A 12,415-nucleotide genomic window follows, 5' to 3' on the forward strand; every position below is an offset into this window, starting at 1 on the left:
ACATACTACGGATATTACGTGAGAGAGGAGGAAGCTATGATGAGTTCGAAATCCAATACGAATCAGCCATTTCCCCTATCTGCCTCAGACTTTAAACAACGTTTATCCAAAAGTCTGCAAGGAAGCCCGGATCTCGTCACAAAAACGTTTCACCATCATGAACAGGAAATCATAGTCTGTTTCCTTACATATCAAGTTAATAAAGAGCAATTAGACCGCAATTTACTCAAACCTTTAGTGGATCGCAAAAGGCGATGGGACGAAGAAAGTTTACTCAATACCATTCCGCTATCTTCTGGAAAAACACAGAACGACTTGGACTCCCTCGCTAAACAATTGATCGGCGGCCATGTCTGTCTATATATAGCGGGGGCGGATAAAGCCGTTACATTTTTTACACCGCAGCTTGAACACCGTGCCTTAACCCAGGCCGAGACAGAATCACTCGTGTTCGGACCCCAGATTTCCTTTACAGAATCCATGGTCACGAACTTGAATATCGTGCGCTGGCGTCTGAACAATGAAGAGTTAGTAACGGAGAAAATCATCGTGGGAGAGCGTGTCCCGACAGAAGTCAGACTCGTTTATATTAAGTCATTAACGAACGAGGAAAACGTTCAAACGGTTCGCCAACGCCTTCAGGATTTGCTTGTCGATGAGGTTGAAGATACAAGTGTGCTTGGCCAGTATATCGAAGATTCCAGCAGCTCAATTTTCCCGCAACTGATTTTCACGGAATTACCGGACCGATTCTGTTATTCCATTACAAAAGGTAAAGTAGGCATTATGGTCGATAAAAGCCCGACAGCGTTGATTGGGCCGACCACCTTATTCAGCTTTTTTGAATCGACAGAAGACATTTACATGCGCTGGAACATGGGGACCTTTATACGGCTGCTCCGTTTCACCGCCATGTTCATCTCTATCATCCTGACGCCTTTATACGTGGCCGCCCTCACCTATCACTATGAAGTCGTACCGGGATCGTTACTCGTCTCCTTGGGGCAATCTCGAGCGATGGTACCCTTTCCGCCGATCATGGAAGCTTTATTACTGGAACTGCTCATCGAATTGCTTCGAGAAGCCGGGGCCCGTTTGCCCACTAAGGTCGGGCAGACCATGGGTATCGTAGGTGGTATCGTGCTTGGCCAAGCAGCTGTCCAAGCGGGGTTCACAAGTAATATCTTGATCATCATTGTGGCTCTTAGTGCTCTTGCTTCCTTTACAGCTCCAAGTTACTTGATGGGAACAGCAATTCGAATTATCCGCTTTCCTATGATTATCCTAGGAGGGTTGTGGGGGTTAATAGGAATTCTTTTCGGTCTAAGTTTTCTAATAATACACGTTTTAAAGCTGACATCGTTAGGCCGTCCTTATTTATCACCGCTATACCCAATGCAGCGCCAGGACCTTGGAGACAGTTTTATCCGTCTCCCATTCAAAAAAAACAACACGCGGCCCATTTCAAATATGCCTAAGGATACACAACGTTACCCTAAACAACAGGCAGCACGCAAAAAAGACATTGATGACTAGGGGGAATTTGAATGGCTAAACCTGCTCCCAAACCCTCCATCCAAATACAAGCCTTTTATTTATTTTTTATTGTCCACACGATGCAGGTTGGTGCTGGCTTAATGGGTGTGCCTCGAATAATTTTTCTTGAAGCGAAACAAAATGCCTGGATTTCAATCTTAATAAGTGGCTTGTTCATCCATATTGTCATCTGGGTCATGATTGTAACGTTGCGCCAATTTGAAAACATGGACCTTATTGACATTCAAAAAGAAGTTTTTGGGGTGTGGATCAGCCGACTATTGGGCACGATTTATGTCGTCTATTTAACAATCGTGCTATTATCGATCTTAAAAAATTACATTGAAGTCGTTCAAGTCTTCATATTTCCGGATCTGCCCGTTTACATCCCAAGCTTGCTACTCATTATTTTAGTCGTATATGCGAACCTAGGTGGATTTCGAGTCGTCGCTGGCGTATCGTTTGTTTTTTTTATCGGGACATTCTGGCTGACCTTCATGCTGTTCAAACCGATCACCTTAATGGACTGGAATCATTTCACTCCTATTGATAGCGTCGGAGCTTTGGAAATACTAAAGGGAGCTTATAAGACGACCTATTCCTTATTAGGATTGGAAATTCTCTACTTCGCCTATCCTTATATTCGAAATAAAAAGGATATCGCTTTACCCGTCCATGGCGGCGTTTTTTTGGCTGTATTGTTAACGTTATACGTTACCGTCGTGTCGATCGGTTATTTCAGCCCAACTCAATTGGAACAAACAGTATGGGCCTCTCTGGCCATGTTTAAGATCGTTCAATTCAGCATTATTGAACGGTTCGACTTTATCGGCGTCTCGATGTGGATGATGGTCATTCTTCCGAATTTGATTGCCTTCACGTGGCTGATCATCACCGCCATTAAAAAGATGTATCATATTCCTAAAAAATCATCCCTGTATGTTCTGGGCATCGTGCTGTTTATTCTATCCATCTCGATAAAATACCGCATGAATATTGATATCATCACCGACCTCGCAGCCCGCGTCGGTTTTTGGCTTGTTTTTGTCTACCCCTTCATTTTATATGGTGCTGTCTTGGTCCATAAAAGGTGGCAAAAAAGGAGGCAACTATCATGAAGAAAATTGTCATTTCCTTAATTATGCTGACATTATTAACGGGGTGCGTCCAGAAGAATTACATCGAACGGTTAGGTATTATTACAGGAGCCGGGTATGATGAAAATGAGGATGGATCGATTAGAGGTACTTACGTCATGCTTCAATTTGACCCTACTTCGTCACAAGTCTCTCAAGTCCTGACGAGCAAAGCTGAAACGACAAAAGAGATTATCAAACGATCTGATTTGAAAACAAGTCACAAACTGGTTTCAGGGCAGATTCGTTTAAGCTTGTATGGAGCTGAGTTAGCCGAGCAGGGAATTATGTGGTTATTAGACACCATGACCCGGGATGCCAAAGTTGCCGACATGATGTATTTAGGCATCAGTGAAACGACATCAAATGATATTTTAACAGTCAATAACTATGAAGATGCCCCGAATGCCGGTATCTATATCCATCGTATGCTGGAAAAAAACATCAAAACAGAATCGCTGCCAAAGAGTACTCTCCATCAATTCCTCCATGAATATTATGACAAAGGTTTGGACCCAACCCTCCCATTGCTAGCTAAACGGGAGGATAAAGCGGAGGTTACGGGGCTTGCTTTATTTAAAAATGATAAGTACGTCGGGAATCTCAATTCCACCGAAGGGTTTTTCTTTAAACTGGTTAAAGACAGTTATAAAGCAGGACAAATCGAACTTACCCTGCCGAAAGAGCGATTTGAAGAAGATATTCCGGAAGAATATAATCAGCCTGATGACGAGGAGTTACATCTCACTCTGGAAAATATCGTAAGTAAAAGCAAAATTGATGTTACGGGTGATGCTGCTTCACCAAAATTTACTGTCAATATTAAGATGGACGCACGCTTAATTGAAGTATCAGAGGATTTAAAAATTAAGCAGCGACGAGTTATCAAAAAGCTTGAAACCGAAATGGAAGATAATATGACGCGTCAATTGAACTCACTCATCGACAAACTCAAGGAGTTAGAAATCGATCCGCTTGGATTCGGTAAAATCTATAATAGTACAACTGTAGAAAAACCCCTCTCCACCGATGAGTGGCGAACGTATTTAACCGAGATGGATGTTGATTTTAAGGTGAAGATTAGCTTGATTCGTCATGGCGTTATTGAATAAACTTCTATGATAAACAAGAAGGTGCAAATTTTCCCTGATAAGAAAAATAAAACTCCTAGTATGAGTTGGATTAATGACAATGTTATTGTCCAATCTAGCTCATGCTAAGAGCCTTAACCTATAGGCTAAAAGGTGGCCACTTTATTTTGCTTTCTTGCTCGTAGACGTCTTTTTCTTCGATTTCGATTTATTTTTCGCCTTGCTTTTATTTGCCTTATCAACCGAAGCTTCCAGTGCATCCATTAAATTGGTCACGTTATCCTGTTTCGGCTGTTTTGCCTCGATCGTGACATCTTCATTATTTTTCTTATGCTCAATCATGGAAAGCAATTTGTTCCGATAGTCGTCTTGATAATTACCGGGCTCAAATGGTTTGGTCAATTGATCGATCAGCATGACAGCCGTATCAAGTTCTTTTTTGACAATATTTTCACTTTCTGGAATGTTAGGTACATCATCGGCACTTCTGACTTCATCCGGATAGTGAATCGTTTCCATGACTAATGTGTTTTGGTAAATACGGATAGCTGCCAATTGTTCTTTCGATCTCAGGATGATTTTGGCCACTCCGATTTTCCCACTGTCTTGCAATGCTTGTCTTAACAGAGCATATGCTTTTGAGCCCCCATCGTTTGGCGACAAATAATAACTTTTTTCAAAGTAGATCGGATCTATCTCATCTAACTCTACAAAATCCAGAATTTCTACGCTCTTATCCCCTGAAGCTTCTTTAAGCTCAGCTAAGTCTTCTTCGTCCAACACGACGAATTTATTTTTGCTGTATTCGTACGCTTTAACAATTTCATCATGACCCACTTCCCGTTCACAAACCGGGCACTCTTTCTTGTATTTAATGGGTGTCTGACATTCTTTATGGAGCTGACGGAATTTCACATCCTTATTCTCAGTGGCTGCGTGTAGTTTAATCGGGATATTCACTAAACCGAAGCTGATCGATCCTTTCCACATCGTATGCATATCGTTTCACCTGCTTTTTATTGTTTGACTTCCTTTGGTTAACTTTTGATATTTCACGCCAAACTATTCAAAAAGGGGTGAAACTTATGACTGTGCAGCCGATGAAGCCCATTTTGACCCAAACACTTCCAAAAGAGGAAGGCTGGTGTTATGAAATAAAATATGACGGATTCCGATGCACCCTGACGTGGGATAAAAAAGGAATAAAACTGACTAGCCGGAATCAAACGGATTTAACACCGCTATTCCCGGAAATCATAGCCTATTGCAACACTTTGGAAGAAGACATAGCCCCTTGTCTTCCCTTGGTCCTCGATGGGGAAATCGTCGTGTTGACAAATAAATATCAAAGCCATTTTGAAGAAGTGCAACGACGGGGCCGTCTTCAGAACGGAAAGCGAATTGAAACAGCTGCACAATCGCGTCCGGCGCATTTTATTTTATTTGATGTGCTGATATGTGCTCAAGACCAGAAAGACCTCCCTTTCATGAAGCGACGGGATAAACTGCAAGAAGTGAGTGCTATGCTCCACGCAAGTACGAGCGTCAAACCAGATGTACCGTTTTTGTTAATTGAACAAAGCGATCAATCTGAGGTTATGCTTCGAATCGCCGACGTTTATCTTGCCGAAGGCATTGTAGCAAAACGAATACAATCTCGGTATCAACCCGGAAAACAGCGCGATTGGCTAAAGTGGAAGAACTGGCGTTGTGTGAGTGCATTTATTCAAAGCTATAATCAGTCAAATGACTACTATCGTTTAGCTGCTTATCACATAGACTCGGAGCCCCTTGAAATAGGGAAATGCAAGCATGGGTTATCCGATGAAGAAGCAACGACACTCAAACGTGTGATGACATCAAAGGGGCATAGGAAGCAAGATGATATCGTGATTCCTCCAGCCATCAGTGCTGATATCCATTGCATCAATACAGACGTCACTTCATTACGTGAACCGTCATTCGCTGGGCTCAGGCCCGACAAGTCACCAGAGGAATGCAACTGGGAGCAGCTCGAATGGGATGTTAGAAAGATGCCGCCTCGTGACACGTTCACAAATTTGGATAAACAGTTAATCCCGGAAGCATCCATCACTAAACAGGACCTCTTATGTTACTTACGTGAGATTTATCCGTATATGGAACCTTTTCTAAGCGGGCGCCAACTAACGGTCATTCGATATCCCGATGGCATCCATGAGGAACAATTTTTTCAAAAGCATTTACCGGATTATGCACCTGAGCACTTGAAAAAAAGCAGTGAAAACGTGCAACAAGTTGATGATTATAAGGATCTATTGTGGTTTGGCAACCAGGGAAGCCTCGAGTATCATGTTCCTTTTCAAACACTTGCTTCCGACTTTTCATCTGAAATTATATTGGATCTTGATCCGCCTGCTGACTCTCAATTTTCACTGGCGGTTAAAGCAGCCTCCTATATTAAAACGATTTGCGATAAATTGGGGCTTGCTTCATTTCTGAAAACCTCCGGCAACAAAGGATTACAGGTTTACATTCCGCTGCCTGAACATACCGTCACTTTTGCTGAAACGGCTACATTCAATCACATTCTTGCTGATACGCTCGTAAGGTATGAACCGGAATTATTCACAATTGAACGCTTGAAAAAGAATCGGGAAGAACGCCTCTATATTGACTACCTTCAACACGCAGAAGGCAAAACCATCATCGCCCCTTATTCACCCCGAGGGAATACAGAAGCCGGCGTCGCTACACCCGTTTATTGGCAAGAACTCGAATCATTGCATTCAGCCAAGCAATTCACGATGAACTCCGTGATAAAACGGATACGCGAACATGGCTGTCCGTTTGCAAGTTATGCATATATGAAGTCGCAGCAAAACCTTGAAGGTTTCTATAAGATATTACAGGGAGATAAATAAAAGAGGAGGGCATGTACGTTAGCATAAAAAAAGCCGAACTGATTTAAGCGAAATCGTACGGCATGTCATTGAGTTTTGTCCTGCTTGTTTTATATGGTAGGTTCCTATGCGCCCATCTCATCCGGATGAGGACCGATTCTACCATTGTTATCCAGCGCACTAATTTTATCGATTTCATCATCCGTCAGCTTAAAGTCGAAAATATCAGCATTCTCTTCCTGGCGCTTTCGCTTTGAAGATTTTGGAATCGTAATGACCCCTTGATGGAGATCCCATCGTAAAATAATTTGAGCTGGTGTTTTATTATACTTTTCCGCCAGCTGTTTTAATATAGGTGCATCAAAATAGTGACCTCTTCCTAATGGGGACCAGGCTTCAATTGCAATATCATGCTTTTTACAATAGTCTCGCGTTTCTTGTTGGATAAGTTCAGGATGAAATTCAATCTGATTGACCATTGGCTTAACTTCCGCATCCTTCATCAACTCATCTAAATGGTGAGGCATGAAGTTGCTTACACCGATTGCACCGACTTTACCCTCGTGGTAAAGCTGCTCCATCGCACGCCACGTGTCTTTGAATTTGCCTTTTATCGGCCAATGAACCAAATAAAGATCCAACTTGTCTAGCCCTAATTTATCTAAACTGCGTTGAAATGCCTCGAATGTTTCGTCATAACCTTGTTCGTCGTTCCAGATTTTAGTTGTCACAAACAACTCCTCACGCGGAACATCCGATTGTTTGATGGCGGTACCGACGCCCTCTTCATTTCCATAGAAAGACGCCGTATCTATATGACGATAGCCGACATCCAATGCTGATTGGATAGCTTCTTCAACTTCGCCGCCTTCCTGCATTTTATATACGCCAAGACCGACTAACGGAATTTGAACACCGTTATGTAGGGTTGTTGTCTGGGTAAGTGTCATGTTTCCCCACTCCTTTTTCTGGACTATGAACTATCTTTTCCTATGAAATCAATACCCTTTGCACATTGATTCTTAAACGTACGAAAGGAAAAAGGTGTCATTTATGGGGATTATTTTCGATATATTTTGGCAATTTCATTTCGTATACAAAGAAAGATAAAACACGAAGCAAAATCGGATATAGGGCGATAATGCCGAGCAAATCTCCAATCAACCCCAGTGCATTCGTGGCTAACATCCAAACCGCAAGTATGGTCATAAGCACGGTCGTTACATTCCCGGCGCTGCCATTGACGGGAGACCAGTTCCCTGCAATGGTTCGTGTATCCTGTTCGAGCAATTCAAAGCATCGGTAGTGAAAAGGACGAAGCCGGAACCAATTCGAAGCTGTAATCAATTCATCCCGGTCCCTGATTTCTTTGTAGCAGTACCGACAAATATTAGATTTCATGTCATCTACTCCTGTATAAATATTTTGCTTAAATCTATTATATCTCACGTATACCCTAAATTGCTATGGCCAGCAATCGCGCAGGTAGCAACGCCAATATCCCACAGACTTCATTATATGCTGCCAATCATAATAAAGCGATCACCTCACACAGTCTCTGATGCAAGGTAAATCGCTTTTCAATTACAATATATTTACTAGTTCTTGGCTTCACTCAAAATAATATCGATGACATGTTCTTTTGCACGTTGACTTTGGTAGGTGGCCATTTGCGTAATCAATTGATCTTTTTGCTCCATTAATATGTGTATCTCGTCTCGCAAGCGGTCCTGGGTCAATTCTTCTTCTTCTAATTTACGTGCATACCCCTGTTTTACAAAAGAATCTGCATTCAAGATTTGATCGCCGCGGCTTGCTTGACGTGAAAGTGGAATCAATAGCATCGGCTTACGTAAGGCGAGAAATTCGAAGATGGCATTCGACCCTGCCCTTGAAACAATAAAATCGGTTGCAGCAAATAAATCATTCAACCCTTCGTTGACATATTCAAACTGCTGATAGCCTGATTGTTGCAACTCATCGTTACGTTGCCCTTTTCCACAAATATGGATAATCTGCAAATGTTCGAGCAATACATCTAAATTGGCTCGGATCGCATCATTGATTTTTTTAGAGCCTGAGCTTCCTCCCATAACCATCAGTACGGGTTTTTGTTGATGAAACCCACATGTTTGCAAACCTCGTTCACGGCTTCCTTTAAACAATTCTTCTCGAACGAGTGCACCGATGACCTCACTTTTCTCTGCCGGCAAGTGGTTGGTTGTTTCAGGAAATGTGGCTAATATGCGCTTCGCAAATGGAAAAGACAGTTTATTGGCAAGGCCCGGTGTGAAATCTGATTCATGAATGATGGAAGGCACCCGGTTTAGTTTTGCTGCGGCCACGACTGGAACCGAGACAAACCCGCCTTTAGAAAACACGATGCTTGGTTTTCGTTTACGCATGATGCGATGGGCTTGCATCAGCCCTTTAAGTACTTTGAATGGATCCTTAACATTTTCCTTTGATAAATAGCGTCTTAATTTTCCTGTAGAAATAGCGTGATAGTTCACATATTCCAACGGTTCAATCAGTTCGCGTTCAATCCCCTTGTATGAACCTATATAATCTATTTCATATCCCCGCTCATGAAATTCAGGGATCAATGCCAAGTTCACAATCACATGACCGGCTGTGCCGCCTCCAGTGAACAAGATTCGCTTCGCTTCATTACTCATGGCTATACTTCCTTTCTAACGTTGACGACTGTGCATCGATACTCAACTATGCTATAATCCTTCCTATCCTAAGGGAATTGTATCAGAAAAGGAAGAGCAATATGTACGAAACTCATTCAATCAAAGAAAAGTTGCGCTTGCTCGTTATCATTTTTCTTCCAATTTTAATGACCCAACTCGGCATGTATGCCATGAACCTATTTGACACCATCATGTCAGGTCAAGCAGGAGCGGCTGATTTAGCGGGGGTCGCTATTGGGTCAAATATTTGGCTTCCGATTTTCACAGGCATTAATGGTATTTTATTGGCCATCTCGCCTATCGTCGCTCAGTTAAAAGGGGGCGAACAGGAAGAGGATATCACGGAAGCCGTCAAACAAGGCGTTTACTTAGCGATTGTACTGGCTTTAGCAGTTGCTTTCGTTGGTTTTTTTCTGCTTGATCCGATATTGAACCTCATGAATATTGAAGCTGACGTGCGCCATATTGCAAAATATTACTTGTTGACGCTCGGTATCGGCATCGTCCCTTTGTTTGTATTTAATGTTTACCGCTGCTTTATTGATGCGTTGGGGCATACGAGGGTAACGATGATTGTAATCCTGCTCACACTGCCGACAAATATCCTTTTTAATTATGTCTTGATTTTTGGTAAGTGGGGGATGCCTGCCCTTGGAGGAATCGGAGCAGGGCTTGCCTCAGCTCTGACTTACTGGGTTGCGTTCGGCATCGTCATCATCGTCATTTTTCAGATTGCACCGTTCCGTCATTATGCCTTGTTAGCAAATTGGACTACCCCTTCACTCAAAGCCTGGGGCTATCAATTAAAAATCGGCATCCCGATTGGCTTTGCTATATTCTTCGAGACGAGCATATTTGCCGCTGTCACGTTTTTCATGACAGCGTATGATACCTATACCATTGCGGCCCACCAGGCAGCCATTAACTTTGCTTCATTATTGTATATGCTCCCCTTAAGTATCGCCTTTGCCCTCACCATTGCTATCGGTTTCGAAACAGGTGCTAAGCGTTACGAACATGCCCGCCACTACGCCAATCTTGGAATTAGCCTGGCTGTCCTCATGTCCGTAGCAGCTGGGATTATTTTGTATGTGTTTGATGGGGCGGTGGCCCGATTATACAGCTCCACTCCAGAAGTCATTGCATTAACAGAAAACTTTATATTCTATGCGATTTTCTTTCAATTATCCGATGCATTCGGTGCCCCGATCCAAGGCGTTCTTAGAGGGTATAAGGACGTGAATATCACGTTGATCATGGCTTTTGTGTCCTACTGGGGCATCGGTCTTCCAAGCGGTTGGTTGCTTGCTCATTACACAGCTCTCGGCCCCTACGGGTATTGGATGAGTTTAATTATTGGTTTAACTGCTGGGGCGGTTGCTCTGCTTATTCGCATGCTGAATGTGCAGCGTCAATATATGCACAGTTACACGTCATAACGCGAGACAAGGACAATAAAGCACAAAAATTCCGAACAATTTCGCTGAAACTGTTCGGAATTTTTGCGTTTAAGAGGGCTTCGAAAAGTGCAAATGACATAGCCCGGGTCTCTTTTAATGATCCAGATTCATGACAATCAAGCGTTCTTCTGTCATTTCATCTACGCTGTATTTTGGTCCTTCTTTACCCCAGCCGCTGCTTTTCACACCACCGTATGGCATTAAATCAACACGGTATTGGGAGGAATCGTTAATCATTAACCCGCCGACTTGAACGCGTTTAGCGGCTTTAAATGCTTTATCGATATCCTGCGTGAAAATCCCGCCTTGCAACCCATACGGTGATTCGTTCACCTCATCAATACACGCATCTAAATTTTCAAAGGATTGCATCGTGACAATAGGTGCAAATGCTTCTTCACATACGACTTTCATATCTTTTGTGACATTATCGATAATGGTCGGCTGGAGCATGGCCCCTGTTCGCTCTCCACCAGCGAGGACTTCAGCCCCACTCTTCTTCGCTTCCTCAATCCAGGCGTAAGCTCGCTTGGCTTCTTCTTCACTAATCATCGGTCCAACATCGGTCTTAGGGTCTGCAGGGTCTCCAACATTCAATTGCTGGACCGCTTCAATGAATTTCTCCTGAAACGCCTCTTTGACTGATTCATGGATGTATAAGCGCTGCACAGAAATACAGACTTGCCCTGCGAAAGCAAAACTTTTAGCTGCGGTATTCGCTGCAGCTTTATCCAGATCAGCATCTTGATCAATAATCACAGGCGAGTTGTTTCCGAGTTCCAGAATGAGCTTGTTCAACCCTGTTTGCTGTTTTAGCTTTAAACCGACTTCGGCACTTCCTGTAAAGGTATACAACCTAATGCGTTCGTCCTCCATCATCTTGGCCCCAACAGTGGACCCCGATCCAATCAACACATTTAGAAAGCCTCTCGGCAAACCGGCTTCCTCAAATATTTCTGCCAGTTTCAGAGCCGTTACCGGGGTAGCGCTCGCCGGTTTCAAGACGACCGGGTTAGCCGCCGCTATGGCAGGTGCTATTTTATGTGCCACTAAATTGAGTGGGAAGTTGAATGGACTGATGGCGCCTACGACCCCTACAGGGACTTTCCACGTAAACGCCATCCGGTTTTCTGAACCAGGAGCAGCATCTACAGGCACCCCTTCTCCGTGAATCCGTTTGGCTTCTTCGGCGGATAATTCGATCGTCTGGGTGGCACGGTCTACTTCAGTGCGTGTCTGTTTTAATGGCTTCCCTGCTTCCATCGTTATTGTATTGGCGAGTTCTTCTTTATGTTCCTGAAGCAATTCACTCACCTGTTTCAATATCCGATAACGTTCATAAGGGTCGAATCGCGTTGTCTGAAATGCCCGTTCAGCAGCTGTAACAGCCTGATTCACTTCATTTTCCGACGCTTTGGATACTTCCGCGAAAGCGTCTAGCGTATATTTATTTTGGACTTCAAGCTTTTGCTCTGTCGTCTTCCATTGGCCGTCTATATATAAGTTATACGTTTGAACCATGTAATGACGCTCCTTTCAAAGGAATCTACATGTTATATAGCCCTCATTTTCTTGCAATAAACGTTAGCACAACAAAATGAGGCTTTTATA

Annotated in this window: 10 protein-coding genes; 5 read left to right on the forward strand and 5 right to left on the reverse strand. The window is 43.1% G+C overall.

Annotation, left to right across the window (positions count from 1 at the left end; genetic code table 11):
* Positions 1-39: 39 nt before the first annotated feature.
* The 3 genes from HOP45_RS10875 to HOP45_RS10885 are packed head-to-tail and all read left to right on the forward strand — an operon-like array spanning position 40 to position 3,784.
* On the forward strand, positions 40-1,536 hold the full coding sequence (locus tag HOP45_RS10875; protein WP_181349319.1) for a spore germination protein: 1,497 nt from the start codon (positions 40-42) through the stop codon (positions 1,534-1,536).
* 11 nt (positions 1,537-1,547) lie between these two features.
* A complete protein-coding gene (locus HOP45_RS10880; RefSeq protein WP_181349320.1) occupies positions 1,548-2,654 on the forward strand; it encodes a GerAB/ArcD/ProY family transporter in 1,107 nt (368 codons plus the stop codon).
* Positions 2,651-3,784, forward strand: a complete 1,134-nt coding sequence (locus HOP45_RS10885) for a Ger(x)C family spore germination protein (protein WP_181349321.1) — start codon at positions 2,651-2,653, stop codon at positions 3,782-3,784. The genes HOP45_RS10880 and HOP45_RS10885 overlap by 4 nt, the downstream gene beginning before the upstream one ends.
* A gap of 141 nt (positions 3,785-3,925) precedes the next feature.
* On the opposite strand, the gene ku is transcribed toward HOP45_RS10885, so the two are convergent.
* The gene (gene ku / locus HOP45_RS10890) at positions 3,926-4,762 is read right to left on the reverse strand and encodes a non-homologous end joining protein Ku (RefSeq protein ID WP_181349322.1); all 837 of its coding nucleotides are present in this window, start codon (positions 4,760-4,762) and stop codon (positions 3,926-3,928) included.
* Positions 4,763-4,848: 86 nt separating this feature from the next.
* On the opposite strand from ku, the gene ligD reads away from it, so the two are divergent.
* The gene (ligD, locus tag HOP45_RS10895) at positions 4,849-6,666 is read left to right on the forward strand and encodes a DNA ligase D (RefSeq protein ID WP_181349323.1); all 1,818 of its coding nucleotides are present in this window, start codon (positions 4,849-4,851) and stop codon (positions 6,664-6,666) included.
* Between the two features lie 104 nt (positions 6,667-6,770).
* On the opposite strand, the gene HOP45_RS10900 is transcribed toward ligD, so the two are convergent.
* From HOP45_RS10900 to HOP45_RS10910, 3 genes are all read right to left on the reverse strand, one after another.
* Positions 6,771-7,595, reverse strand: coding sequence for an aldo/keto reductase (locus tag HOP45_RS10900; protein WP_181349324.1), 825 nt, complete (start codon positions 7,593-7,595; stop codon positions 6,771-6,773).
* Positions 7,596-7,692: 97 nt separating this feature from the next.
* Positions 7,693-8,046, reverse strand: a complete 354-nt coding sequence (locus HOP45_RS10905; protein WP_181349325.1) for a hypothetical protein — start codon at positions 8,044-8,046, stop codon at positions 7,693-7,695.
* A gap of 197 nt (positions 8,047-8,243) precedes the next feature.
* Positions 8,244-9,323: an undecaprenyldiphospho-muramoylpentapeptide beta-N-acetylglucosaminyltransferase gene (locus tag HOP45_RS10910; RefSeq protein WP_181349326.1), complete on the reverse strand. Its 1,080-nt coding sequence runs from the start codon at positions 9,321-9,323 to the stop codon at positions 8,244-8,246.
* Between the two features lie 101 nt (positions 9,324-9,424).
* Here HOP45_RS10910 and HOP45_RS10915 point away from each other — a divergent pair, with 101 nt between their 5' ends.
* Positions 9,425-10,783 carry an MATE family efflux transporter gene (locus HOP45_RS10915; RefSeq protein ID WP_181349327.1) on the forward strand — a complete coding sequence of 453 codons (1,359 nt, stop codon included), beginning with the start codon at positions 9,425-9,427 and terminating at the stop codon, positions 10,781-10,783.
* Positions 10,784-10,897: 114 nt separating this feature from the next.
* Here HOP45_RS10915 and HOP45_RS10920 read toward each other — a convergent pair whose 3' ends face one another.
* Positions 10,898-12,325 (reverse strand): aldehyde dehydrogenase family protein, encoded by a 1,428-nt coding sequence (locus HOP45_RS10920; RefSeq protein WP_181349328.1) that lies wholly within the window; start codon positions 12,323-12,325, stop codon positions 10,898-10,900.
* Positions 12,326-12,415 lie beyond the last annotated feature (90 nt).

It is taken from the genome of Thalassobacillus sp. CUG 92003 (genome assembly GCF_013618635.1).
GTDB lineage: Bacteria > Bacillota > Bacilli > Bacillales > Halobacillaceae > CUG-92003.